This window comes from Stenotrophomonas sp. 28608_Sma (genome assembly GCF_056486185.1).
In genome coordinates, this window is sequence record NZ_CM151308.1 from 412,501 (window position 1) to 438,230 (window position 25,730).

At 65.3% G+C, this 25,730-nt stretch carries 21 protein-coding genes and 3 rRNA genes (1 of these 24 running past the window's edge); 19 read left to right on the forward strand and 5 right to left on the reverse strand.

Translation table 11 applies throughout. The features are described from left to right. From ACZLHH_RS01840 to rrf (ACZLHH_RS01850), 3 genes are all read left to right on the forward strand, one after another. Window positions 1-2,351: ribosomal RNA gene (locus tag ACZLHH_RS01840) — 23S ribosomal RNA — on the forward strand (it extends 528 nt beyond the left edge of the window). Window positions 2,352-2,478: 127 nt separating this feature from the next. Further along, a 5S ribosomal RNA gene (rrf, locus tag ACZLHH_RS01845) occupies window positions 2,479-2,593 on the forward strand. Between the two features lie 134 nt (window positions 2,594-2,727). Continuing rightward, window positions 2,728-2,842: ribosomal RNA gene (gene rrf / locus ACZLHH_RS01850) — 5S ribosomal RNA — on the forward strand. Window positions 2,843-3,338: 496 nt separating this feature from the next. Here rrf (ACZLHH_RS01850) and ACZLHH_RS01855 read toward each other — a convergent pair. Then, window positions 3,339-5,054: a M28 family metallopeptidase gene (locus tag ACZLHH_RS01855; protein ID WP_049401620.1), complete on the reverse strand. Its 1,716-nt coding sequence runs from the start codon at window positions 5,052-5,054 to the stop codon at window positions 3,339-3,341. 86 nt (window positions 5,055-5,140) lie between these two features. Beyond that, entirely contained in the window at window positions 5,141-5,803 is a 663-nt protein-coding gene (locus tag ACZLHH_RS01860; RefSeq protein ID WP_032129713.1) for a DUF4097 family beta strand repeat-containing protein, read from the reverse strand. A 95-nt stretch (window positions 5,804-5,898) separates the two neighbouring features. On the opposite strand from ACZLHH_RS01860, the gene ACZLHH_RS01865 reads away from it, so the two are divergent. The 3 genes from ACZLHH_RS01865 (at window position 5,899) to ACZLHH_RS01875 (ending at window position 9,248) form a co-directional block, all read left to right on the forward strand. Then, a complete protein-coding gene (locus ACZLHH_RS01865; RefSeq protein ID WP_049461916.1) occupies window positions 5,899-7,197 on the forward strand; it encodes a murein hydrolase activator EnvC family protein in 1,299 nt (432 codons plus the stop codon). 108 nt (window positions 7,198-7,305) lie between these two features. Further along, complete coding sequence (locus ACZLHH_RS01870; protein ID WP_049461915.1) at window positions 7,306-8,754, forward strand: S41 family peptidase; 1,449 nt, start codon at window positions 7,306-7,308, stop codon at window positions 8,752-8,754. Between the two features lie 83 nt (window positions 8,755-8,837). Further along, window positions 8,838-9,248 carry a hypothetical protein gene (locus ACZLHH_RS01875; protein WP_032129716.1) on the forward strand — a complete coding sequence of 137 codons (411 nt, stop codon included), beginning with the start codon at window positions 8,838-8,840 and terminating at the stop codon, window positions 9,246-9,248. A 117-nt stretch (window positions 9,249-9,365) separates the two neighbouring features. Here ACZLHH_RS01875 and ACZLHH_RS01880 read toward each other — a convergent pair whose 3' ends face one another. Further along, window positions 9,366-10,058: a rhomboid family intramembrane serine protease gene (locus ACZLHH_RS01880; protein WP_019662230.1), complete on the reverse strand. Its 693-nt coding sequence runs from the start codon at window positions 10,056-10,058 to the stop codon at window positions 9,366-9,368. A gap of 226 nt (window positions 10,059-10,284) precedes the next feature. Between ACZLHH_RS01880 and ACZLHH_RS01885 the strand changes: the two genes are divergently transcribed. After that, complete coding sequence (locus ACZLHH_RS01885; RefSeq protein ID WP_032129717.1) at window positions 10,285-11,634, forward strand: outer membrane protein transport protein; 1,350 nt, start codon at window positions 10,285-10,287, stop codon at window positions 11,632-11,634. Between the two features lie 142 nt (window positions 11,635-11,776). After that, complete coding sequence (pnuC, locus tag ACZLHH_RS01890) at window positions 11,777-12,349, forward strand: nicotinamide riboside transporter PnuC (protein ID WP_049461913.1); 573 nt, start codon at window positions 11,777-11,779, stop codon at window positions 12,347-12,349. 88 nt (window positions 12,350-12,437) lie between these two features. Here the strand turns inward: pnuC and putA are convergent, their stop codons facing one another. After that, window positions 12,438-15,656: a bifunctional proline dehydrogenase/L-glutamate gamma-semialdehyde dehydrogenase PutA gene (putA, locus tag ACZLHH_RS01895; protein WP_071227445.1), complete on the reverse strand. Its 3,219-nt coding sequence runs from the start codon at window positions 15,654-15,656 to the stop codon at window positions 12,438-12,440. Window positions 15,657-15,930: 274 nt separating this feature from the next. Here putA and ACZLHH_RS01900 point away from each other — a divergent pair, with 274 nt between their 5' ends. From ACZLHH_RS01900 to ACZLHH_RS01925, 6 genes are read left to right on the forward strand one after another with little or no spacing between them, the layout of a single operon-like run. Continuing rightward, on the forward strand, window positions 15,931-16,407 hold the full coding sequence (locus ACZLHH_RS01900; protein ID WP_004153894.1) for a DUF2244 domain-containing protein: 477 nt from the start codon (window positions 15,931-15,933) through the stop codon (window positions 16,405-16,407). A gap of 11 nt (window positions 16,408-16,418) precedes the next feature. Continuing rightward, window positions 16,419-17,396 carry a cytochrome c oxidase subunit II gene (gene coxB / locus ACZLHH_RS01905; RefSeq protein WP_049461911.1) on the forward strand — a complete coding sequence of 326 codons (978 nt, stop codon included), beginning with the start codon at window positions 16,419-16,421 and terminating at the stop codon, window positions 17,394-17,396. A 59-nt stretch (window positions 17,397-17,455) separates the two neighbouring features. Continuing rightward, the gene (gene ctaD, locus ACZLHH_RS01910) at window positions 17,456-19,063 is read left to right on the forward strand and encodes a cytochrome c oxidase subunit I (protein ID WP_004153896.1); all 1,608 of its coding nucleotides are present in this window, start codon (window positions 17,456-17,458) and stop codon (window positions 19,061-19,063) included. Window positions 19,064-19,071: 8 nt separating this feature from the next. After that, window positions 19,072-19,308, forward strand: coding sequence for a hypothetical protein (locus ACZLHH_RS01915; protein ID WP_049461910.1), 237 nt, complete (start codon window positions 19,072-19,074; stop codon window positions 19,306-19,308). Then, on the forward strand, window positions 19,305-19,895 hold the full coding sequence (locus ACZLHH_RS01920; RefSeq protein ID WP_049461909.1) for a cytochrome c oxidase assembly protein: 591 nt from the start codon (window positions 19,305-19,307) through the stop codon (window positions 19,893-19,895). The genes ACZLHH_RS01915 and ACZLHH_RS01920 overlap by 4 nt, the downstream gene beginning before the upstream one ends. Before the next feature lie 13 nt (window positions 19,896-19,908). After that, the gene (locus tag ACZLHH_RS01925) at window positions 19,909-20,784 is read left to right on the forward strand and encodes a cytochrome c oxidase subunit 3 (protein ID WP_049461908.1); all 876 of its coding nucleotides are present in this window, start codon (window positions 19,909-19,911) and stop codon (window positions 20,782-20,784) included. Between the two features lie 20 nt (window positions 20,785-20,804). Here ACZLHH_RS01925 and ACZLHH_RS01930 read toward each other — a convergent pair whose 3' ends face one another. After that, window positions 20,805-21,023 (reverse strand): twin transmembrane helix small protein, encoded by a 219-nt coding sequence (locus ACZLHH_RS01930; RefSeq protein WP_005412025.1) that lies wholly within the window; start codon window positions 21,021-21,023, stop codon window positions 20,805-20,807. 57 nt (window positions 21,024-21,080) lie between these two features. Between ACZLHH_RS01930 and ACZLHH_RS01935 the strand changes: the two genes are divergently transcribed. From ACZLHH_RS01935 to ACZLHH_RS01955, 5 genes are all read left to right on the forward strand, one after another. After that, window positions 21,081-21,797, forward strand: coding sequence for an SURF1 family protein (locus ACZLHH_RS01935; RefSeq protein WP_049461907.1), 717 nt, complete (start codon window positions 21,081-21,083; stop codon window positions 21,795-21,797). Window positions 21,798-21,906: 109 nt separating this feature from the next. Then, complete coding sequence (locus ACZLHH_RS01940; RefSeq protein ID WP_032129724.1) at window positions 21,907-22,476, forward strand: hypothetical protein; 570 nt, start codon at window positions 21,907-21,909, stop codon at window positions 22,474-22,476. Window positions 22,477-22,486: 10 nt separating this feature from the next. Then, the gene (locus tag ACZLHH_RS01945) at window positions 22,487-23,650 is read left to right on the forward strand and encodes a COX15/CtaA family protein (protein WP_049421194.1); all 1,164 of its coding nucleotides are present in this window, start codon (window positions 22,487-22,489) and stop codon (window positions 23,648-23,650) included. 4 nt (window positions 23,651-23,654) lie between these two features. After that, complete coding sequence (gene cyoE / locus ACZLHH_RS01950) at window positions 23,655-24,548, forward strand: heme o synthase (RefSeq protein WP_010484229.1); 894 nt, start codon at window positions 23,655-23,657, stop codon at window positions 24,546-24,548. 146 nt (window positions 24,549-24,694) lie between these two features. Continuing rightward, complete coding sequence (locus ACZLHH_RS01955) at window positions 24,695-25,501, forward strand: hypothetical protein (protein WP_049461906.1); 807 nt, start codon at window positions 24,695-24,697, stop codon at window positions 25,499-25,501. The last annotated feature ends 229 nt before the right edge of the window (window positions 25,502-25,730 follow it).

Consider the following 25,730-nt stretch of genomic DNA (forward strand, 5'->3'; position numbering starts at 1 on the left):
CCGCAAGGAGTGACTGCGTACCTTTTGTATAATGGGTCAGCGACTTACTGTTCGTGGCAAGCTTAACCGTATAGGGGAGGCGAAGGGAAACCGAGTCTGATAAGGGCGCATAGTCGCGGGCAGTAGACCCGAAACCGGGTGATCTAGTCATGCCCAGGGTGAAGGTGCGGTAACACGCACTGGAGGCCCGAACCCACTCCCGTTGCAAAGGTAGGGGATGAGGTGTGATTAGGAGTGAAAAGCTAATCGAACCCGGAGATAGCTGGTTCTCCTCGAAAGCTATTTAGGTAGCGCCTCATATGTATCCTCTCGGGGGTAGAGCACTGTTATGGCTAGGGGGTCATCGCGACTTACCAAACCATTGCAAACTCCGAATACCGAGACGGACTGTATGGGAGACACACGGCGGGTGCTAACGTCCGTCGTGAAAAGGGAAACAACCCAGACCCACAGCTAAGGTCCCAAATTTTGTGCTAAGTGGAAAACCATGTGGAAAGGCACAGACAGCCAGGAGGTTGGCTTAGAAGCAGCCACCCTTTAAAGAAAGCGTAATAGCTCACTGGTCGAGTCGGTCTGCGGGGAAGATTTAACGGGGCTAAGCACAGAACCGAAGCTTGGGGTGCATACTTTGTATGCGCGGTAGAGGAGCGTTCCGTAAGCCGTTGAAGGTGGATTGAGAAGTCTGCTGGAGGTATCGGAAGTGCGAATGCTGACATGAGTAACGATAATGCGGGTGAAAACCCCGCACGCCGAAAGCCCAAGGTTTCCTTGCGCAACGTTAATCGGCGCAGGGTGAGTCGGCCCCTAAGGCGAGGACGAAAGTCGTAGTCGATGGGAAGCAGGTTAATATTCCTGCACCTCGCGTAAGTGCGATGGAGGGACGGAGAAGGTTAGGTGTACCAGGCGTTGGTTGTCCTGGGGAAAGGCGGTAGGTTTGGATCTTTGGCAAATCCGGGATCCTCTAAGACCGAGCACCGAGACGAGCCTTTAAGGCGAAGTCACTGATACCACGCTTCCAGGAAAAGCTCCTAAGCTTCAGCTTACGCAGACCGTACCGTAAACCGACACAGGTGGGTAGGATGAGAATTCTCAGGCGCTTGAGAGAACTCGGGTGAAGGAACTAGGCAACATGGCACCGTAACTTCGGGAGAAGGTGCACCCTTTTTGGTGGCTCGTGCGAGCTATAGCTGAAGAGGGTCGCAGTAACCAGGCCGCTGCGACTGTTTATCAAAAACACAGCACTCTGCAAACACGAAAGTGGACGTATAGGGTGTGACGCCTGCCCGGTGCTGGAAGGTTAATTGATGGGGTCAGCCGCAAGGCGAAGCTCTTGATCGAAGCCCCAGTAAACGGCGGCCGTAACTATAACGGTCCTAAGGTAGCGAAATTCCTTGTCGGGTAAGTTCCGACCTGCACGAATGGCGTAACGACAGCGGCGCTGTCTCCACCCGAGACTCAGTGAAATTGAAATCGCTGTGAAGATGCAGCGTTCCCGTGGCAAGACGGAAAGACCCCGTGAACCTTTACTATAGCTTTACACTGAACGTTGAGTTCGTCTGTGTAGGATAGGTGGGAGGCTATGAAACTGTGGCGCTAGCTGCAGCGGAGCCATCCTTGAAATACCACCCTGTCGTGCTTGACGTTCTAACCTGGGCCCATTATCTGGGTCGGGGACCGTGTATGGTGGGTAGTTTGACTGGGGCGGTCTCCTCCTAAAGAGTAACGGAGGAGCTCGAAGGTACGCTCAGCGCGGTCGGACATCGCGCACTGTGTGCAAAGGCATAAGCGTGCTTGACTGCAAGATCGACGGATCAAGCAGGTAGGAAACTAGGACTTAGTGATCCGGTGGTTCTGTATGGAAGGGCCATCGCTCAACGGATAAAAGGTACTCCGGGGATAACAGGCTGATACCGCCCAAGAGTTCATATCGACGGCGGTGTTTGGCACCTCGATGTCGGCTCATCACATCCTGGGGCTGTAGTCGGTCCCAAGGGTATGGCTGTTCGCCATTTAAAGTGGTACGCGAGCTGGGTTCAGAACGTCGTGAGACAGTTCGGTCCCTATCTGCCATGGGCGTTGGAGATTTGAGAGGGGCTGCTCCTAGTACGAGAGGACCGGAGTGGACGAACCTCTGGTGTTCCGGTTGTCACGCCAGTGGCATTGCCGGGTAGCTATGTTCGGAAGCGATAACCGCTGAAAGCATCTAAGCGGGAAGCGCGCCTCAAGATGAGATCTCCCGGGGCACAAGCCCCCTGAAGGAACCATGTAGACTACGTGGTTGATAGGTCAGGTGTGTAAGTACAGCAATGTATTGAGCTAACTGATACTAATGATCCGAGAGGCTTGACCATATAACCTCAAGTTGCCTTGGCTTTACGACAACGTCGTAAGAGCATCCAAGTGCACGCTACGTCACAAGAACTACGAGAGGCAGGCGCCTTATCCAGTTGTATCGGATGGCGACGCTCCAACCGCCTCCCTGGTGAAATTAGCGCTGTGGAACCACCCGATCCCATCCCGAACTCGGAAGTGAAACGCAGCTGCGCCGATGGTAGTGTGGCTCAAGCCATGCGAGAGTAGGTCATCGCCAGGGTTTATACCCGAGAACCCCGCTGCATGCGCAGCGGGGTTTTTCTTATTAAGTGAAGGCACTGCATTTTCCGGGTACCTTCCGCCCCAAGGGCAAGATCGCGAAGCTGGCGCTGCAAGCGCTGCTGCAACCGTCTCCCTGGTGAAATTAGCGCTGTGGAACCACCCGATCCCATCCCGAACTCGGAAGTGAAACGCAGCTGCGCCGATGGTAGTGTGGCTCAAGCCATGCGAGAGTAGGTCATCGCCAGGGTTTACACCCAAAACCCCGCTGCTCGCGCAGCGGGGTTTTTCTTTGTGCGCGCGAAATGCGGGTAGTGCCGGCCGATGGCCGGCACTGCCGTGGCTGCACAGCGGCCGGTAGATCCACGCCATGCGTGGATGGCTGTCCCTGCGAAGAGCGGTGCCGCCCCCCGGCAGCAGGTCCAGACAGTGCGCGTCGCTGTGATTGCCGGCCAGCGGCCGGCACTACCGGTAGATCCACGCCATGCGTGGAGGCCCTCTGCGAGGAACCATGGCGCCAACCAAGGTTGGCAGCTACCAACAGCAGGCCCACACAGCGATCGTTTGCCGGCCAGCGGCCGGCACTACAAGTAGATCCACGCCATGCGTGGATGCTCTCTGCATGGAACCACGGCGCCAACCAAGGTTGGCATCTACAACTGCAGGGCGCGATCACACACAAAAAAGCGGCGCCCTTGCGGGCGCCGCCTTGGCTTGCTTCAGTACTCAGTCGAGCAAGCTCGACGTTACTTCGCCGCAGCCGGGGCCTTGTCCTTCATCATCGCGTCGCGGGCTGCCTTGAACGGGTTGCCTTCGTACCAGTTCGGCCAACGATCACCACCGGCCAGCTCCTTGCCGACACCGTACATCAGCTGCAGGTCTTCGACGGTGCCGTCCAGCTTCCAGGTGGCCGCATCGAACTCGTCCTTCGGGCCGTGGTAGCGGTTGGCGCCGTAGTCGGCTGCAGCCTTGCGGCCCGCGTCCACGCCACCCTCGCGCAGGTCTTCGCCGCCATCGGCGTACAGGGCCGGCACACCGGCCTTGGCGAAGTTGAAGTGATCGGAACGGAAGTAGAAGCCGCTCTGCACCGAGGTCTCACCGTGCAGGGTACGGTCCTGGGCCGCGGCCAGCGGCTTGAGGATGTCTTCCAGCTCCGAGCTGCCGAAGCCGGTGACGGTAACGTCCTTGGCACGGCCGGCCACCGACATCGCGTCGATGTTGATCACGCCGGCGATCTTGTCCAGCGGGAAGGTCGGATGGGCAACGTAGTACTTCGAACCCAGCAGGCCGGATTCTTCCAGGGTCACCGCCAGGAACACCACCGAACGTTCCGGCTTCGGCTCCTGGTGGGCCATTGCTTCGGCCACTTCGAGAATGCCGGCCACGCCGGTCGCGTTGTCGACCGCGCCGTTGTAGATGTTGTCGCCGGTCTCGCCCTCGTGCTTGCCCAGGTGATCCCAGTGCGCCATGTACAGCACGGCCTCGTCGGCACGCTTGCTGCCCGGCAGCACGCCCACCACGTTGCGCGACTGCTTCTGCGCGATCTGGCTCTTCAGATCGACTGCAGCGGTGGCCTTCAGCGGCACCGGCTTGAAGCCGCGCTTGCTGGCGTCCTTGTAGGCCTGCGCCAGGTCCAGGCCGGCACCGGCGAACAGCGCCTTGGCAGCGTCGGCACTCAGCCAGCCCTGCACCGGAATGCGGGCTTCCGGGTCATCCTTGGCCGGCAGGTCGTACTGCGGGCCTGCCCAGGAGTTCTTCACCACATCCCAGCCGTAGGAAGCGCCGGCGGTGTCGTGCACGATCAGCGCGGCAGCGGCGCCCTTTCGCGCAGCCTCCTCGAACTTGTAGGTCCAGCGCCCGTAATAGGTCATGCGCTTGCCGTCGAACAGCTTCGCGTCATCGACATGGAAGCCCGGGTCGTTGACAAACATGACGACCGTTTTGCCCTTCCAGTCCTGGCCGGCGTAGTCGTTCCACTTCTGCTCCGGCGCGTCGACGCCGTAGCCGACGAACACCAGGTCACTGGCATCGACCTTCACCTCGGCCTGGCCGGTACGGGTACCCACCACCATGTCGGTGCCGAACTTCAGCTCGGTGGTCTTGCCGCCCTGGGTGATCTTCAGCACGGTCGATTCGTCGGCCGTGGTCTCGGTCATCGGCACATCCTGGAACCAGCTGTCGCCGTTGCCGGGCTGCAGGCCGATGCGCTGCATCTGGTCGCGGATGTAGTTGACCGTCAGTTCCTCGCCCTTGCTGCCCGGGGCGCGGCCTTCGAATTCATCCGAAGCCAGCGTCTTGACCATCTCGGCGAAGTCGCCGGCGTTGATCTCCGGCGAGAACGCATGGGCCGCCGGCTTGGCAGTGGCGGTGTCGGTGGCCGGCGCGGGCGCCGGAGTGTCTTCGCCTTTGCAGGCACTGAGCGCGGCCGCAGCGGCCAGGCACAGGAGGAGTTTGCGGGGCATCGTCGATTCCTGGAAAACAAAGGGCGGCCGCACCACGTGTACGACCGGTAACAGCGAGTATCACCGAACCGATGGGCGCGGTGTGCTCAGTCCGCCGGAGCGGTTTCGGTGTCGAACGGGATCGGCTCGGCGCCGGTGACCGGGCCGATGCGGGCCGTGCGGTGCACGTACAGCACCACCTCGCGTTCGAACTGCAACGGGCCGTCCACCACGGCATTCGGACCGATGATCACGCGCGGCTTGCGGCTGGCGGTCAGCGAGACGCTGAAGTTCGGCTTGCGCACGTGCACACCGCCCTTGACCTGCGAACCGATGCCCACGGTGATGTCACCGTTGACGGTTTCCACGTCGTTGCCGACGCGGCTTTCGACCAGCCCGATGCCACCGTTCACGGTTTCAACGCCGCCTTCGATCTGGCTGCCGCGATCGCTGAAGATGCTGCCGTTGACGGTGCTGACGCTGCCGTGGGCGATCACTTCGCGGCCCAGGCGTACGCCGCCGTTGACCGTTTCGATCTTGCCGGTGCGCGCGCGATCGGCGACCTTGACCCCGCCGTTGACGGTGTCGATGCTGCCGGTCTCGACACCTTCGCCGACACGGATGCCGCCGTTGACGGTGTCCAGCTTGCCGTAGCGCTGGCCGGGTTCGGCGCTGATGCTGCCGTTGACCTTGCTGATGTTTTCCTGCGCTGCCACTGGCCCGGTGACCAGCAGTACGCCCAACAGCAGCGGAATGGAGAGAGCTTTCATGGGGACCTCGATGGATGTGCGGCTGGCAGGCCGCGTGCGGAGATGTCACCATTCCCCGGTACCCCCTGCAACTGCCTGAAGTCACTGGAAAGCCCTTGCGCAACAACGCCTTCCCATCACGCCGACATCACATCGCCGCTGCTCGCGGCGGGCGCTGCCTGCTGTTGGGGCTGGCCCTGGCACTGGCGTTGCCGCTGCCGGGTGCCGCGCAGACCACGCGCGAGACCGAGCGCAAGCTGCAGAAGCTGCGCAGTGAGCTGAAGGGCGTGGCGCAGGAGCGCCGGCAGATCGAAGGCCAGCGTGGCCAGGCCTCGCAGCAGCTGCGCGAGGCAGATGAGAAGGTGGCCCGCACCGGCCGTGCGCTTGCGCAGACCGAGACCGCGCTGCGCGAGCAGGGAAGGGCCCTGGCCGAGGCCGAACAACGCCGCAGCACGCTGCAGGTCAACCTCGCCCAGCAGCATCGCGAGCTGGCCGGCCTGCTGCGTGCGGCCTACCAGCTGGGCAACCACGCACCATTGAAGCTGCTGCTGTCGCAGGACACGGTGGCCGATGCCAATCGCGCCCTGGCCTACCACCGCTACCTGCAGCGTGAGCGGGCCCAGCGCATCACCACGCTGACCGCCGACCTGAAGGAACTGGAAGCGCTGCAGGCGCAGATTGCCGAGCGCAAGCAGAAGCTGCAGGGGGCGCAGCAGGACCAGAAGCAGCAGGCAGCGGCGCTGGAAGCCGACCGCCGCGATCGTGCAAAGACCGTGGCCTCGCTGGACGAGCGCTTCAAGGACCAGCGCGAGAAGGAACAGGCGCTGGGCCAGGACGCCAAGGCGCTGGAAACACTGCTGGCCAATCTGCGTGCGGCCGCCGCCCGTGCCGAGGCCGAGCGTCGCGCGGCTGCGCGCCGTGCGGCAGCGGAGAAGGCCGCTGCCGAACGTGCCGCACGCCAGGCCGCGGCACAGGGACGGCCGCCACCGCCCACCAAGGTTCCGCCGGCGGTGGCTTCCGCACCGGCGCCGAAGGTGGGGGGCCTGGGTTGGCCGTTGTCCGGCAACCTGCTGGCCCGCTACGGCGGCAAGCTGCCTGACGGGCGTACCAGCAGCGGCGTGCTGATCGGCGCACCGGCCGGCAGCACCGTCACCGCTGTGGCCGACGGTACCGTGGTGTTCTCCGACTGGATGACCGGCTACGGCATGATCCTGATCGTCGACCACGGCAATGGCTACATGAGCCTGTACGCCCACAACGACACCCTGCTCAAGGACGCCGGTGCACGGGTCAGCCGTGGCGATGCGGTGGCCAAGGTCGGCAACTCGGGGGGCCAAGGGGTCACCGCGCTGTACTTCGAGCTGCGTCGTGGCGGGCAACCGGTGAATCCGGACAGCTGGCTGCAGCGGCGCTGAATCCCGGCTCGCCATGAGCGGGCTGGATTCAACGGGAATTTAGCTGTGCTTCGCGCATAATCGGTGCATGTGCCTTGGGCACCATGCCACCGTCGACAGGAGTGATCCATGCGCGCAGCCCGTACCGCCACCCTCTTGCTGGCCCTGTTGCCAGCGCTGTCCTGGGCGCAGCAGACCGCGCCCGCCCCGAGCCAGGAAACCGGCGGGCAGGCAGCGAGCAGCGAGGAGGCGGTGACCTCGAAGGTGCCGCTGGAGGACATCCGCCGCTTCGTGGCCGTCTACAACGCAGTGCGGGCCGCCTACGTCGATCCGGTCGATGACAAGAAGCTGATGCAGGCAGCGGTGCGTGGCCTGCTGCTCGACCTCGACCCGCACAGCACCTACTTCAACAAGGAAGACGCGCAGGCCTTCGACGAACAGGCCAGCGGTGCCTACGAAGGCATCGGCGTTGAGCTGCAGCAGCAGCCAGACAACGCCAGCATGAAGGTGATCTCGCCGATCGACGACACGCCGGCGGCCAAGGCCGGCATCCTCGCCGGTGACCTGATCATCGCCATCGACGGCAAGCCGATCAGCGCGATCGATGCCAGCGAACCGCTGCGCGGCCCGGCCGGCAGCAAGGTGGTGCTGACCATCGTGCGCGAAGGCAAGCCCAAGCCGTTCGATGTCAGCCTCACCCGCCAGACCATCCGCGTGACCAGCGTGCGCAGCCGCCTGCTGGAACCGGGCTATGGCTACATCCGCCTGAGCACCTTCCAGGCCGACACCGGTTCGGACTTCCAGAAGCACGTGCAGCAGCTGCAGAAGCAGTCCGGTGGCCAGCTCAAGGGCCTGGTGCTGGACCTGCGCAGCAACCCGGGTGGCCTGCTGACCGCTGCCGTGCAGGTGGCCGACGACCTGCTCGACAAGGGCAACATCGTCAGTACCCGCGGTCGCATCAGCATCAGCGATGCACGTTTCGATGCAACGCCGGGCGACCTGCTGAAGGGCGCACCGGTGGTGGTGCTGGTCGACGCCGGTTCGGCCAGTGCCTCGGAAGTGCTGGCCGGCGCACTGCGCGACAACAAGCGCGCCCGCGTGGTTGGCAGCCGCACCTTCGGCAAGGGCTCGGTGCAGACCGTGCTGCCGCTGGACAACGGTGACTCGGTGAAGCTGACCACCGCGCGTTATTACACGCCCAGCGGCAAGTCGATCCAGGCCACGGGCATCGTGCCGGAGGTCGAACTGAAGCCGGCCGCTACGCCGGCCGAGGATGCACTGCCGGCCAGCCTGAGCGATTACAGCGAAGCGACCCTGCCGGGCCATCTGCGCGGTGACGACGAGGGCACCGAGGGCTATCACGCCGGTGCGGTACTGCCGGGCGATGGCCCGATCAACGACGCGCTGGCCGAGCTGAAGAACCCGGGTTCGGTGGCTGCACGCTTGAAGGCCGAAGCGACGAAAGTGGATGCGGCCAAGGCTGCGAAGGCCGCTGCCGCGAAGCCGGAGGCGAAGGTAGAAGCGAAGCCGGAAGCGAAGCCGGAAGCGAAGCCCATTCCGGTCCCGGCCAAGCCCTGAGGGTAGCGCCGGGCTGTGCCTGGCGGACACCCTGCTCATGCAGAAGGCGACGCGGCCGAGGCGTCGCCCGATAGAATCGGCCCATGGACGATTCGAACCTGGCGACTACGATCAGCCAACTCCTTGGCCGTGATCCGCTGCCACCTGACCGGGCCGCCACCCTGCTGGAATCCCTGGCGGTCCGCCATGGAATCGATCCGCGCTTTGTCTATTGGTGGGCAGGCAAAGCGACGTCTGATCAGACGATCCAATACGACAGCAGCGATGAAGGCCTTTCCTGCCTGGCTGAACTGCTGGCGGAAGTGAACGGTGAAATGTGCCTGGTAGCGTCAGATGAGCGCGCATTGCCGTGGCCGATCTGGACTCTGCAGGCAAGTGAACTGATTCCTTTGCTCGGCGAGTTGCCGTTCTTTGAGTACTTCGTGGTGCTGGATGACGGCGCTACGCTGCTGTTCGATACCCACCACAACACGTTGGTGGTCAGTCGCGAGTGACGCATTCGGCGTCATCGCGGACGGAGCAGATCCATATCGATGAAGGAGTCGAGCACGCTCGACGCCACGAACGAGCGGGTGCGCGTGGAGCCGGCCAGCGGCCGGCACTACCAGGGGTCAGAAGCCGTGGCGCTTGCGCAGGCGGCGGGCGATGGCCGCCCGCACGTAGACCCCGTACACCACGCCGAACACGAAGCCGCCGATGTGCGCCCACCAGGCGACCATGCCGAAGCTTGGGCCGATATGGGCGAACACCACCTGCAGGGCGGCCCAGACGCCGATCAGCAGGTAGGCCGGGGCGCGCACGAACTCCAGGAACAGGCCGAGCGGAATGACCACGCCCAGCCGGGCGCCCGGGAACAGGGCCAGATAGGCGCCGATCAGTGCGGACACCGCGCCGCTGGCACCGATGATGATCTGGTCCGGGCTGCCCATGGTGTAGATCGCTACCAGGTTGGACACCGCACCGCCGACCAGGAACAGCAGCAGCAGCCGCCACGGCCCCAGCACCCGCTCGGCGGGCAGGCCGAAGATCAGCAGGAACACCAGGTTGCCCAGCAGATGTGACCAGTCCGCGTGCAGGAACAGAGCCGTGAACAGCCGCAGCACGCTGCCGTCCTGCAGGGTCGCCCACCAGTCCAGCGGGTGGGTCAGGCCGGTGGACAGGGCGCCCCAGTCCAGCCAGAGGCTGCCCCGGGCGTCGTCCGGACGCGAGATCGACCACAGGAACGCCAGCCACAGTGCCGCAAACAGCACGGGCGTGGCCCAGCGCAGGGCCGCCTTCTTGCGCGACGGGAGGGAGACGAACATGGGCAATAGCCTAGCGTGCGGGCGCTTACGGCGGGGATTGTCCTGTTCAGCTTCTGGGACGAAAAAAGCGCCTGCGCTGTTATTGTTTCATTAACAGCTCTGGGTAATACTCGCATACGGCGTCGTATGTCGGGAGGGGAATCCGGCGCGCTCCGAAGGGCCCCAAGGCCTGCCGGGCGCAGGCGCACTCAGAGCACCATCACCGCTTACCGGAGAGAGAACTACGATGCAAACCGCTTCCACCATTGCCCGTCTGACCCTGCTGGCCGTCGGCGTTGCCGGTGCGCTGGCCGCCGCCGACGCCAACGCTGCTGCCTTCCAGCTGAAGGAAAACAGCGCCAAGGGCCTCGGCCGCGCGTTCGCCGGTTCCGGCAGCGCCGAAGGCGACGCCTCCATCATCGCCGTCAACCCGGCCGGCATGCGCCAGCTGGAAGGCACGATGGTCCAGGGCGACCTGAGCGCCATCAGCTTCAAGGCCGAGTTCAAGGGCCAGGGCCGCAATGCGGCAGGCCGCCCGCAGACCGGTGGTGACGGCGGCGACGCCGGCATGATCGCTCCGGTCCCGGCTGCGTACTTCCACATGCCGATCGGCGAGAAGGCCCACTTCGGTGTGTCGCTGACCGCACCGTTCGGCTTCAAGACCGAATACGACAACGGTTGGGTCGGTCGTTACAGCGGCCTGAAGACCGATCTGAAGGCCATCGACCTTGGCTTCGCCGCGTCGTATGACGTCAACCCGTACGTGTCGTTCGGCGCGTCGGTGTTCGTCGAGCACCTGACCATCGAGCTGAGCAACGCCGTCGACTACGGCAGCATCCTGGCCGGCGCCGGCGCTCCGGGCTTCGCCCCGGGCAGCGCGGATGGCACCCTGAAGATCGAGGGTGACAACAATGCCGTGGGCTGGACCGTCGGTGGCCTGTTCTCGATCGACGAGAACACCCACATCGGCCTGAGCTACCGTTCGAAGGTCGAGCACAAGATCACCGGTGGTGATGCGACCTTCAGCGGCGCCGACCGCGCACGTTCGCTGCTGACCAACTCGCCGCGTACCCGCGGCTGGTTCATGGACACCAGCGGCAAGGCCACGGTGACCATGCCGGCCTCGGCCACCCTGAGCGTGACCCACAAGGTCAACGACCGCTGGACCGTGATGGGCGACGTGACCCGTACCGCCTGGTCGACCGCCTTTGACAGCGTCACCGTCGACTACGCGTCGCCGCAGGCGGACTCGGTCCTGGAGTTCGGCTACCGTGACACCACCTTCGTGTCGCTGGGCGCCGACTACAAGCTGAGCGACACCGTCACCCTGCGCGGTGGTGTTGCACTGGACCAGACCCCGACCACCGACGCACACCGCGACGTGCGCGTGCCGGATACCAGCCGCAAGTGGCTGTCGCTGGGCGTGGGCTGGACCCCGTCGGCAAACACCGAGTACAACTTTGGCTACACCCACCTGTTCACCAGCGATCCGAACGTGAACGTGCGTGCCACCACTGCCAACCAGGGCAACTCGCTGTCGGGCAAGTACAAGGTCCGTGGCGACGTGCTGGCGGCTTCGTTCCAGTACAAGTTCTGATTCGGGCCTCGGCCTGACGCAGCACACGGAAGGCCCCGCGCAAGCGGGGCTTTCTTTTTCTGTGGCCACGGGCCATCCACGCGTGGTATGGATCTACTGAAGAGCGCAGCCAGCCACGGTGCGGATCCACGACAATAGCGCCATGAACCTGTCCGATCCGAACTTCCAGCTGGAGCTGGCTGCCAACATTGCCGTCGCCGGCTCGATCCTGCTGGCCGGCCGCAACAACGTGCACACCTGGTGGCTGGGCATCGTGGGCTGCACATTGTTCGCCGCCGTGTTCGAGCGTTCGCACCTGTACGCAGACATGGTGCTGCAGTTCTTCTTCATTGCCATCAGCGTGCTGGGCTGGTGGCAGTGGCTGCGTGGCGATCACGGTGCGCCGCTGCCGATTACCTCATTGCGACCGCGTGCATGGGCCTGGCTCGCGCCGCTGGCGGTGGTGGCCACGTTCGGCTACGGCTGGATGCTGACCCGCCTGACCAACGCCTACGCGCCCTACATCGATTCGGCGGTGCTGGTGCTGAGCGTGATCGCGCAGATCCTGATGATGCGGCGCAAGCTGGAATCGTGGTGGGTGTGGCTGTTGGTGAACACCGTGGCGGTGCCGCTGTACTACAGCCGTGGCCTGCACCTGACCTCGATCCTGTACGTGGGCTTCTGGATCAACGCGCTGGTGGCGTTGCGTCATTGGCGCGGCCTGATGCGGGTGTAGCGCCGAGCCCACGCTCGGCGCTACAGGAAAAAAGGCACAAAAAACCCCGCTTTCGCGGGGTTTTTCGTTCACCGCATGACGCAGGCGATCAGTCGCCCAGGGTCAGCAGCGAGGCGTTGCCACCGGCGGCGGTGGTATTCACCGTCACCGTCTTTTCGGTGGCAAAGCGCAGCAGGTAGTGCGGGCCGCCGGCCTTCGGGCCGGTGCCGGACAGGCCCTGGCCGCCGAACGGCTGCACGCCGACCACCGCACCGATCTGGTTGCGGTTGACGTAGACGTTGCCGACGTGGACGCCGTTGCTGATGCGGTCGACGGTCTCGTCAATACGCGAATGCACGCCCAGGGTCAGGCCGTAGCCGGTGGCGTTGATCTGGTCGATCACCGCGTCGAGCTGGTCGCCCTTCCAGCGGATCACGTGCAGGACCGGACCGAACACTTCCTTCTGCAGCTGGCCCAGGTCCTTCAGTTCGTACGCACGCGGGGCGAAGAAGGTGCCGTTGGCCGCTTCGGCGGACAGCTCGGCCGCAGCGATCAGGCGTGCTTCGCGGTCCATGCGCACGGCGTGATCCTGCAGGATCTGCAGCGCATCGGCGTCGATCACCGGACCGACGTCGGTGGACAGCAGGCCGGGGTTGCCGACCTTCAGTTCCTTCATCGCACCGGCCAGCATGGTCATCACCTTGTCGGCGATGTCGTCCTGCACGAACAGCACGCGCGCGGCCGAGCAGCGCTGGCCGGCTGAGGTGAAGGCCGAACCGATCGCGTCCTTGACCAGCTGTTCCGGCAGTGCCGAGGAGTCGGCGATGAAGGCGTTCTGGCCACCGGTCTCGGCAATCAGCACGCCGATGGCGGCATCACGCGCGGCCATCGCGCGGTTGATCGCACGGGCGGTGTCGGTGGAGCCGGTGAAGGCCACGCCGGCCACGCGCGGGTCGGCGGTCAGTGCGGCACCGACGGTGGCACCGTCGCCCGGCAGGAACTGCACCACCTCGGCCGGCACGCCGGCGTCGTGCAGCAGCTTCACCGCGTAGTAGCCGATCAGGTTGGTCTGCTCGGCCGGCTTGGCGATGACGCTGTTGCCGGCGGCCAGGGCGGCAGCGACCTGGCCCAGGAAGATCGCCAGCGGGAAGTTCCACGGGCTGATGCAGACGAACACGCCACGGCCGTGCAGTTGCAGCTCGTTGGACTCACCGGTCGGGCTCGGCAGCTTCTCGGCGTGGCTGAACTGCTCGCGCGCCTGCTTGGCGTAGTAGCGCAGGAAGTCCACCGCTTCGCGCACTTCGGCGATGCTGTCGGGCAGGCTCTTGCCGGCTTCCTTCACGCACAGCGCCATGAACTCCGGCATGCGCGCTTCCAGCTGGTCGGCGGCGTACTCGAGGATGGCGGCGCGGCTGGCGGCCGGGGTGCGGTTCCAGGCCGGCTGCGCGGCCACGGCGTTGGCCAGGGCCTTCTGCACGGTGGCGGCATCGGCGGCCAGCCACTGGCCGACCACTTCGCGGGTGTCGGCCGGGTTGGTCACCGGCAGCGCGGCGCCGGCCGGGTTCGCACCCGGCACCAGCGGGGCGGCCTGCCACGGCTTCACTGCAGCGTTGATCTGCTCGGCGAGGGCGCGCAGTTCGTTGTCGTTGGCGAGGTTGGCGCCCATGGAGTTCTTCCTGTCGTGGTTCTGGCTGCGCAGCAGGTCAACTGGCAGCGGGATCTTGGGATGCGGAATCGATTCGAACGAAGCGACCATCTCGACCGGATCGCGGATCAGGTCGGCGATCGGCACGCGTTCGTCGGTGATGCGGTTGACGAAGCTGGAGTTGGCGCCGTTTTCCAGCAGGCGGCGTACCAGGTACGGCAGCAGGTCTTCATGCGAACCGACCGGCGCATACACGCGGCAGGGCAGGTTCAAGCGGTCGGCCGGCACCACTTCGGCGTACAGGTCGTCGCCCATGCCGTGCAGCTTCTGGTGCTCGTACACGCCGCCATTGGCGATGCTGCGTACGGCCGCGATGGTGTGCGCGTTGTGCGTGGCGAACATCGGGTAGATCGCGTCGGCATGCGTGAACAGGCGCTTGGCGCAGGCCAGGTAGGAGACATCGGTGTTCTGCTTGCGGGTGAACACCGGGTAGCCCGGGTAGCCTTCGATCTGCGCGCGCTTGATCTCGGCGTCCCAGTAGGCGCCCTTGACCAGGCGCACCTGCAAGCGGCGACCGGCGCGGCGGGCCATGTCGGCCAGGTGGTCGATCGTGTACGGCGTGCGCTTCTGGTAGGCCTGCACGACCACGCCGAAGCCATCCCAGCCGGCCAGCGAGGCGTCGGAGAAGACCTGCTCGATGATGTCCAGCGACAGTTCCAGGCGGTCGGACTCTTCGGCGTCGACGGTGCAGCCGATGCCGTAGCTCTTGGCCAGTTGTGCCAGTTCCAGCACGCCCGGCACCAGGTCCTTCAGCACGCGCGCGCGCTTGGCGTGCTCGTAGCGCGGGTACAGCGCCGACAGTTTGATCGAGATGCCCGGCGCGTTGTTGACGTCGCCGTCCGGACGGCCGCCGCGTGCCTTGTGGTCGCCGCCGATGGCGTGGATCGCACGACGGTAGTCTTCCAGGTAGCGCAGCGCGTCCTTCATGGTCAGCGCGCCTTCGCCCAGCATGTCGAAGGAGTAGCGGTAGTTCGCGTTGTCGCCCTTGTGCGAGCGCGACAGCGCTTCGCTGATGGTGCGGCCCATGACGAACTGGTGGCCCATGATCTTCATCGCCTGGCGCACGGCCAGGCGCACCACCGGCTCACCGACGCGGCCGACCAGGCGCTTGAACGCGCTGGGCGCATCGGCACGGGTGGCGTCGTTCATCTGCACCAGCTTGCCAGTCAGCATCAGGCCCCAGGTGGAGGCGTTGACCAGCACCGAGTCGCTGCCGCCCAGGTGCTTTTCCCAGTCGGCATCGGCCAGCTTGTCGCGGATCAGCTTGTCGGCGGTGTCCTGGTCCGGAATGCGCAGCAGCGCCTCGGCCACGCACATCAGCAGCACGCCTTCCTCGCTGCCCAGGTCGTACTGGCGCATGAAGGCTTCGATCGCGCCCTGGTCCTTGGCACGCACGCGCACGCGGCCGACCAGGTCGGCGGCCAGCGCCTGCACCTTGGCCTGCTCTTCGGCGGGTAGGCGGGCCTGCGCCAGCAGCTCGCGCACGTGGCTGGCCTCGTCCTTCAACCAGCCATCGGTGATGGCCTGGCGGAACGGGTTGGGGGGCGCCGGCAGTTCCGGCGACAGCAGCGCGCCGGGACGCGGAGCGTCGTGGGCGGCAGGGGAGGAGGAAGGTGCGTTCATGCCGGTCCGGCCAGTGGAAAACTTGGCGATTTTAATCATTTTTGCGGGTTGCGGAAGTGCCCAACAGCCACCTTCGTGAAGCGCTGATAGCCCCTAGCTGCAGTGGATTCAGCGTGTTCAGCAAGCTTGGCAGGATTTGTGCTGAATTCGTCATTCGTGCCGCCGACCTCATGCTGTGTTGCAGCATGGTAAAAAGTGTGAATGCACCCTTGCTACCGGCGAGAGGGCGGGGCTACCATCGAGACGTTTCCCGCGGCAGGAACGCGGTTGCGACATGATCGAGGTGCTTCCAGCTCCGGATGGGTCAGGTACGCAGCTGCGGCTGCGTCCCCCACGGGCGCTCGATGCCCGGCAGTTCGTCCTGTTGTTCACCGTGTTGTCGGGTGCGATGTGGCTGGTGTCCGCCCTCGGGTGGTTGGCCGGCAATGCATTCGCCCCCCTGTTCGCGCTGCTGTACAGCCTGGTGCTGGCGGCGGCACTGCGTGCCTTGTGGCGCAGTGGTGAACGGCAGGAGGAGATCCGGGTAGTGCCGGCGTACGTGGAGGTCATCCCCGTACCCGGTGGATCGCCGGTGTTCCGGGCCCACCCCCACTGGGTGCGCCTGCTCACCGACGACGAGAGGGTCCGGCTGGCATCCAGCGGCCGGCAGGTGGAGGTGGGGAGTTTCCTCGCGCCGGCCGAACGTCAGACGCTCGCAGAGACACTTGAAAGCTTGCTCGCCGCCAGCGATGGCGGCAACCGACGACGCTAAGGGTCTAGGCAATGAAGCAAAGCAGCAGGTGGGGCACGAAGTGCGTTGCAGCGGTCGCCGCCATGGTGGCCGGGGGACTGATGCCGGCGTTGGCCTGGGCCCAGGCGGCCGATCCCAAGCCGTGGCAGCTGAACATGGGCAAGGGGGTGACCCAGACCTCGCGCCTGGCCTGGGAATCGAACAATCTCTCGTTGATCATCTGCACGGTGATCGGCGTCATCGTGTTCGGGGCGATGGCCTACGCCATCTTCAAGTTCCGCAAATCCAAGGGCGCGGTCGCCGCCACCTTCAGCCACAACACCAAGGCCGAGATCATCTGGACGGTGATCCCGGTGATCATCCTGATCGTGATGGCATGGCCGGCCACGGCCAACCTGATCAAGATGTACGACACCCGCGATGCCGAGATGACGGTGAAGGTCACCGGCTACCAGTGGATGTGGAAGTACGAGTATCTCGGCGAGAACGTCACCTTCACCAGCCGCCTGGACCGCGAGTCCGACCGCGTGCGGCAAAGTGGCATCGTGCCGACCCGCGAGACTCACCCGCATTACCTGCTGGATGTCGACAACCGCCTGGTGCTGCCGGTCGATACCAAGGTGCGTTTCGTCATCACCTCTGATGACGTGATCCACGCTTGGTGGGTGCCGGCGCTGGGCTGGAAGCAGGACGCCATCCCCGGTTTCATCAATGAAGCCTGGACCAGCATCGAGCAGCCCGGCGTCTACCGCGGCCAGTGCGCCGAGCTGTGCGGCAAGGACCATGGCTTCATGCCGATCGTGGTCGAGGCGGTGTCCAAGGAAGAGTTCAAGCAGTGGCTGGCGCAGCGCAAGCCGGCGCCGCCCGCCGAGCCGGCAACGCCGGCGGCACCTACCGAACCGGCGGCACCGACTGCACCGGCGAGCGAGGCACCGGCGAGCGAGGCACCGGCTGCGCCTGCTGCTGCAGAAGCGGGCAGCGCGCCTGCCACCGTGGCCAGCGGCGCGTGATGTAAAGCCCGCGGCCGTTCGCGGCCGTGGTGACAACCGATTCTGAGAGGTGTTTTGCAATGGCGCACTCGGCAGTTGGGCACGACGATCACCATCACCAGCAGAGTTTCTTCGAGCGTTGGTTCTTCTCGACCAACCACAAGGACATCGGCACGCTGTACCTGGGTTTCAGCTTCATCATGTTCATCATCGGTGCGGCGATGAGCGTGGTGATCCGCGCCGAGCTGGCGCAGCCGGGCCTGCAGTTCGTCAAGCCCGAGTTCTTCAACCAGATGACCACCGTGCATGCGCTGGTGATGATCTTTGGCGGCGTGATGCCGGCCTTCGTCGGCCTCGCCAACTGGATGATCCCGCTGCAGATCGGCGCGCCGGACATGGCGCTGCCGCGCATGAACAACTGGTCGTTCTGGCTGTTGCCGGTGGCCTTCAGCCTGCTGCTGCTGACCCTGTTCCTGCCCGGTGGTGCGCCGGCCGGCGGCTGGACGCTGTACCCGCCGCTGTCGCTGCAGGGCGGCTACAACGTCGCCTTCAGCGTGTTCGCCATCCACGTGGCCGGCATCAGCTCGATCATGGGCGCGATCAACATCATCGCCACTGTGCTGAACATGCGTGCGCCGGGCATCGACCTGCTGAAGATGCCGATCTTCTGCTGGGCCTGGCTGATCACCGCGTTCCTGCTGATCGCGGTGATGCCGGTGCTGGCCGGTGCGGTGACCATGCTGCTGACCGACAAGTTCTTCGGCACCAGCTTCTTCAACGCCGCCGGTGGCGGTGACCCGGTGATGTACCAGCACATCTTCTGGTTCTTCGGGCACCCCGAGGTCTACATCATGATCCTGCCCGCCTTTGGCGTGGTCAGCGAGATCATCCCGACCTTCAGTCGCAAGCCGCTGTTCGGCTACCAGGCGATGGTGTACGCCACCGCCGCGATCGCGTTCCTGTCGTTCATCGTCTGGGCCCACCACATGTTCACCGTGGGCATGCCGCTGGGTGGCGAGATCTACTTCATGTTCGCCACCATGCTGATCTCGATCCCGACCGGGGTGAAGGTGTTCAACTGGGTCAGCACCATGTGGCGTGGCTCGCTGACGTTCGAGGCACCGATGCTGTGGTCGGTGGCGTTCGTCATCCTGTTCACCATCGGTGGCTTCTCCGGCCTGATGCTGGCCATCGTGGCGGCTGACTTCCAGTACCACGACACCTACTTCGTGGTCGCGCACTTCCACTACGTGCTGGTGACCGGTGCGGTGTTCGCGCTGATCGCGGCGGTGTACTACTGGTGGCCGAAGTGGACCGGGCGGATGTACAGCGAGAAGTGGGCCAAGGTGCACTTCTGGTGGTCGATCGTGTTCGTCAACCTGCTGTTCTTCCCGCAGCACTTCCTCGGCCTGGCCGGCATGCCGCGCCGCATTCCCGATTACAGCGTGGCCTTCGCCGACTGGAACCTGATCAGCTCGATCGGCGCGTTCGGCATGTTCGTCACGCCGTTCATGATGGCCGCGATCCTGCTGTCCTCGCTGCGCAACGGCGAGAAGGCCGAGGCCCGATCGTGGGAAGGTGCGCGCGGCCTGGAATGGACGCTGCCGTCGCCGGCACCTGCGCATACGTTCACCACGCCGCCGACCATCCGCCCGGGGGATCTGGCGCATGACGACATCACGCATTGAGGTGGGGCATGCATAACGAAAGCCCGCTCCCGATCGGTAGAGTCGAACCATGCTCGACTGACGAAAAGCCGCCGAGCACGGCTCGGCTCTACAACAGCGAAGCGCAGCCGACCAGCGGTCGGCTCTACCAGGGTGGAAGCATCGAGCAGCAGCGCCAACGCGCCAGGCGCACCGCGCTCTGGGTCGGCGCCATCGCCGTGCTGGTCTACGTCGGCTTCATCCTCAGCGGGGTGATCGGCCGATGAGCGAGGCGCCGGCCACCACACCGTCACGCAGTGCGGGGCTGCCGCGCCTGATCGGCGTGGCGGTGGCGGTGTTCCTGCTCACGTTCTCGCTGGTGCCGCTGTACCGCATCGCCTGCGAAAAGGTATTCGGCGTGCGCCTGGAGCGCGGTCCCGGCAGCGAGGCCAGTACCGGCGCCGTGACCGGCAAGCGCACCGTGCGCGTGGAGTTCGATGGCGGCGTCAACTCGCGCCTGCCCTGGTCGTTCCATCCCGAACAGTTGACCATGGACGTGGTGCCGGGCGAGCTCAACGAGGCGCTGTACTTCGCCCGCAACGACAGCCAGCAGGCGGTGGTCGGCAGCGCGGTACCGTCGGTGGCGCCGGCGCGTGCGTCGGGCTTCTTCAGCAAGACCGAGTGCTTCTGTTTCACCGCGCAGACGCTGCAGGCCGGCGAGAAGCGCGACATGCCGGTGCGCTTCATCGTCGATCCGGACCTGCCGCCGGAGATCAAGACGATCACCTTGTCCTACACCTTCTACCGCAACGACGCGCTGTCCGATCGGCTGGCTCCGGCCGCCACCTCGGAAGGCGCGCACGCCGCACCCTGACCCGGATACCGACATGGCCCAGACACCGACCGATGCCAACGTGTACTTCGTCCCGGCCCAGAGCAAATGGCCGTTCGTGGGGTCCATCGCGATGATGGTGACCATGGTGGGCGTGGCCAGCTGGCTCAACGATGCCAGCTGGGGACGCTGGACGTTCTACATCGGCATCGCGATGCTAGTGCTGACCCTGTTCTGGTGGTTCAGCGACGTGGTGCGCGAATCGCAGGCCGGCAATTACAACCACCAGGTCGACGGATCATTCCGGATGGGAATGATCTGGTTCATCTTCTCCGAGGTGATGTTCTTCGGCGCCTTCTTCGGCGCACTGTTCTACACCCGCAACCTGGGCCTGTCGTGGCTCAGTGGCGAAGGCCGCGGTGTGATGACCAACGAGCTGCTCTGGCAGGGCTATTCCGCCGGATGGCCGACCAATGGCCCGGCGGCGATCGGTGGCACGTTCCAGACCATTCCGGCCTGGGGCCTGCCGCTGATCAACACGCTGATCCTGTTGACCTCCGGCGTGACCCTGACCATCGCCCATCACGCGCTGAAGGCGGGCAACCGTCGCCAGCTGCTGATCTGGCTGGGCCTGACCGTGGTGCTCGGCCTCGGCTTCCTGACCCTGCAGGCGGAGGAGTACATCCACGCCTACAAGGAACTGAACCTGACGCTCGGCTCGGGCATCTACGGTTCAACGTTCTTCATGCTGACCGGCTTCCACGGTGCGCACGTGCTGCTGGGCACGATCATGCTGATCGTGATGTGGCTGCGTTCGGCCAAGGGGCACTTCACCCGCGACAACCATTTCGGTTTCGAAGCCGCCGCGTGGTACTGGCACTTCGTCGACGTGGTGTGGTTGATGCTCTTCATGTTCGTCTACGTGCTTTGACCGCGCACGTATCGGTGGCCTCAGCCGCCGATGCCGTGCGGTTTTATCCAGCCCATGTAGATGCTCACGATCACCAGCAGGATCAACGCCACCGACACCGCGATGCGGCGGGTCAGTGCGTTGACCGTGCGCTTGGTCTGGCCGCGGTCGACCAGCAGGTAATACAGGCCGGCGCCCAGATTCCAGACGATGACGATCAGAAACGCGATTACCAGCAGGGTCTTCAGCGAATCACTCATGCGCGGCTCGAGGGCAGGGTGGATGCGCCTATCTGACCGCGTTTGCGCGGACTTGTCATGATGCGCCAGCACACGCGCGTGATCGGCTGGCTGTTGGCGGTGCTGGCGATGGCCGGTTTCAGCGCATTGGGGCTGTGGCAACTGCAGCGCATGCATGCCAAACAGGCAATGTTGGATGCGCAGGGTCCAGCTGTGGCGCAAGCGCTTCCGTTGTCGCAGGCCCTGGCGGCGCCCGGCGCCTTGCACGGCGTGGCCGACCACGGCCGCTTCCTGCCCGGCGTGGTGCTGCTGGACAACCAGACCCGGCATGGTCGCGCCGGGGTGAAGATCTATCGTCCGTTCCGCAGTGACGGAGGCAGCGTGCTGCTGGTCGACCTCGGCTGGCGCGCGCTGCCGCCGGATCGCACGCTGCCGGATGTGCCGGCGCCGCCTTCGCCGGTGGCGGTGCGTGGGTTATTGGCGCCGCCGCCGTCGGCGGGACTGGCACTGGGCCCGGCGTTCTCCGCTACCGATGAGGCCGGGCGTTGGCTGGCCAGCCGTTTGCCCGCCGAAGGCCTGGCGGCGGCGCTTGGCCTACCGGTATTGCCCGACCGCGTCCTGCGCCTGGACCCGGCACTGCCATTCGGCGACGAACGCGATCTGGACCTGCTGCCGAACACGCTGCCGCCGCAGCGTCACCTGGGCTACGCCGTGCAGTGGTTCGGCCTGGCCCTGACCGTGCTGGTGGTCGCGCTGGTGCTGGAGTGGCGCAGGAGACGTGCCGTGGCCCGGTAGTGCCGGCCGCTGGCCGGCATCCCCTCGGATTCCTGGATGCCGGCCAGCGGCCGGCACTACCGGGGCACCACACCCGCATCCCTTACCCAACCATGAGAAAATGCCCCGCATGAACACTGCTACGTCCCCGCAGGCGCGCGGCTCCGGCCGCCGGACCCTGGTGCTGCTGTTTGCCGTGTTCTTCGGTGCGATGGCACTGGCCGCCGTGCTGCGCTTCTCCGGCTGGCAACCGACCGGGCACCGCAATGCCGGCCAGCTGCTGAAGCCGCCGGTGGACCTGCGCCAGCAGGCGCCGACCCTGGCCAGCGGCCAGCCCTACGCCTGGAACCCCGAGGCCCGTACCTGGCGCCTGCTGGTGGCGCCGGCCGGTGCCTGCGACGCGCAGTGCGTCACTTTGTCGCAGGGACTGGGCAAGGTGTGGCAGCTGTTCGGCCATAACGCCGATAATGTCGAAATCCTGTGGCTGGGAACGCCACCGGCGTCGATCGCCTCGCTGCCCGCGCTGCGGCCGCTGGCTCCGTCGCCAGCACTGCGCGCGGCCCTGCCCGGCGTCGACGATCCGGCTGGCCTGCCGGTCTACGTGATCGATCCGAACGGCTTCGTGATCATGCGTCATGCCCCGGGCACCGACCTGGGTGGCCTGCGCAAGGACATGGCCACGTTGCTGAAACTGAAGTGAGTCCCGTTTGATGAGCCTTTCCGCGCGTCCGGCGCTGCACCGCAATTTCCACCGCCTGGCGTGGTTCGCCATGATCATGACCGCGAGCACGATCATGTTCGGCGCGTTCGTGCGCCTGTCCGATGCCGGCCTGAGCTGCCCGGACTGGCCGACCTGCTATGGCCAGGCCACCTGGCCGCAGCACGTGGAAGAGACCATCGGCCACCCGGCGGCGGAGATCCGCCCGCTGGAGACCCACAAGGCCTGGCGTGAGCAGGTGCACCGCTTCCTGGCTGGCGCGCTGGGCATCGAGATCCTGACCCTGGCCCTGTTGGCCACGCGCAAGCGGCGATTCGGAAGCACGGCGGTGGTGACCGCCTGCGTGCTGGTGGCCGCCGGCATACCGCTGTACATGATGGGCTGGCATGGCACGGCCAGCGTGCTGGCGTTGATCGGTGAGGCGATCCTGCTGATCGCCGCGCTGCGCTGGAGCAACATCGACCTGGCGCGCGCTGCATTGCTGACCCTGGCGGTGGTGATCTTCCAGGCCTTGCTGGGCATGTGGACGGTGACCCTGCTGCTCAAACCCATCGTAGTGATGGGCCATCTGCTCGGTGGCATGCTGATGTTCGGCCTGCTGGTGTGGATGGCCTGGCGCGCGACGCACATGCCGATCACGCTGGCCGAGGCGCCGAAGCTGAAGTGGCTGCTGCGCATCGGCGTGGCGGTGCTGGTCACCCAGATCGCGTTGGGGGGCTGGGTCAGCGCCAATTACGCGGCGCTGGCCTGCGGCGGTGGCAGCGCCTCGCTGGACAACTTCCCGCGCTGCGCCAACCAGTGGTGGCCGCAGCACAACTTCGTCGAAGGCTTCACCCTGTGGCGTGGCATCGGCGTGGATTACGAAGGCGGCGTGCTGGATGGCGCCTCGCGCATCGCCATCCAGATGGCACACCGCCTGTTCGCGGTGGTGGTGGCCCTCTACCTGCTGTGGCTGGGCGTGCGCCTGTTCCGGTTGCCGAGCATGCGTGGCTGGGCCAGCGCGTTGATCGCGCTGCTGGTGCTGCAGGTCACCCTCGGCATCCTCAATGTGAAGCTGGCGCTGCCGCTGGAAGTGGCGGTGGCCCACAACGGCGTGGCCGTTGCCCTGTTGTTCGTGCTGGTCAGCCTGCTGGCCCGCCTGCGTGCCCCGGACTGATTCCATGTTTTCCAATTACCGCCAGTACTGGGACCTGACCAAGCCCAAGGTCGTTGCCCTCATTGTCTTCACCGCCCTGGTCGGCATGGTCCTGGCCATCCCCGGCGTGCCCAGCTGGGAGCAGGTGCGCGCAGGCGTGCTCGGCTTCCTCGGTATCTGGCTGGCCGCTTCGGCCGCCGCGGCGATCAACCAGCTGCTGGATGCGCACATCGATGCGCAGATGGCGCGCACATCGTGGCGTCCGCTGGTGGTGGGCAAGGTCAAGCCGTGGCAGGTGCTGGTGTTCGCCGGCGTGCTGATCGTGTTGTCGATGGTCATCCTGGTGCTGTGGGTGAACCTGATCACCGCCGTGCTGACCTTCGCCTCGCTGATCGGCTACGCGGTGATCTACACCGTGTACCTCAAGCGTGCGACCTCGCAGAACATCGTCATCGGTGGCCTGGCCGGCGCGATGCCGCCGATGCTGGGCTGGGCTGCGGTGACCGGCATGCAGGGTTCGTCGGACTGGGCGTACTCGTCGCTGCTGGTGCTGATCATCTTCATCTGGACGCCGCCGCACTTCTGGGCGCTGGCGATCTTCCGCCGCGAGGATTACGCCAAGGCGGAAATTCCGATGCTGCCGGTGACCCACGGCGTGGTGCACACCCGCAAGCAGATCATGGTGTATTCGGTGGTGCTGGCGCTGGTCTGCCTGCTGCCGTACCTGGTGGGCATGAGCGGTGCGTTCTACCTGGGCGGCGCGATCGTGCTCAATGCGGTGTTCCTCTGGTACGCCTGGCGCATGCTCAATCCGCCGGACGAACTGTTCTCGATGAAGATGTTCTATTACTCCATCGTCTACCTGATGGCGCTGTTCGCCTTCCTGCTGGTGGACCACTGGATCCTGCCCTGGTTGTGAGGGGCTGCCCTTTGTAGAGTCGAGCCACGCTCGACTCAGGCCCGGTCTGATGGCGGGAGCATCCACGCACGGCGTGGATCTACTTGAACCGCGGTTGCTGCGTCGCCATTGCTGTTCCTGACCGCAAAGGAAAGGAAGGCGCAGGGATGCATTCGATCTTCCGTTGGACCACCGCGCTGCTGCTGGCGCTGGGTGTGGCCCTCACCGCGCATGCCGATGACACCGCCGCGCAGATCCGCCAGCATGCCGGTGAGCACCGCCTGCTGGTACTGGGCGAATTCCACGGCACCCGCGAGACCCCGTTGCTGGTACGCCAGCTGGTGGACGACTACAGCCGCAACGGCCCGGTCCTGCTGGCGCTGGAACTGCCACGCGCCGAGAACCCTGTGCTGCGCGACTATCTGGAATCCGATGGCGGGGCCAGGGCGCGCCGGCACCTGCACGGCCGCGCGTTCTGGACCGTGCGCGATGACCAGCATGATGGTCGCCGCAGCCGCGACATGCTGGCGATGATCGAAGGCCTCCGTGTGCTGAAGGCGCAGGGGCGCGTGATCGAAGTGGTTGGCTATGACGTCAATGCCAGCAGTGGCGGCAACCAGGCGCGCGATGACTTCATGGCAGCCGAATTGCGACGGCTCTATCGAGGGTTGCCAGACAATGCACGCATGCTGGTGCTGACGGGCAATGTCCACGCCATGCTGCGGCGGCCGGAAGGTATGCCGCCGGAAATGCAGAGGCAGCCGATGGCCTCCCAGCTGCGGGACCTGGATATCTACAGCGTGCGGTTGGGTGCGCTGCGTGGCCAGGCGTGGGCGTGCGCGGACCGTTGCATGGCGCGGCCACTTCCAGAGCAGGTGGCCACGGCGCCGCGGGTCGATGCCGATGCGAAACGGCCGTACGACCTGTGGGTGTGGATGCCGGAGTTGAGCGTCGGCACGCTGGTGGGCCCGTAACGGCAGGCAACCCATCCACGCATGGCGTTGATCTACTGGTGGTTCACGCCATCGGTGGGAGTAGAGCCACGCCATGCGTGGATGGGCTCTCACGGAACCCGGCGCAGCCAGTGTCGGGTTTCGCCCGGGAGGGCTGCAACTGCGCCCATCGACCAAGCCGTCGCGCTGTAGGGTTTTGCCGCGCTGTCAGCTTCCTGCACGCAAGGCGTCACAGATACCGACTGTTCCA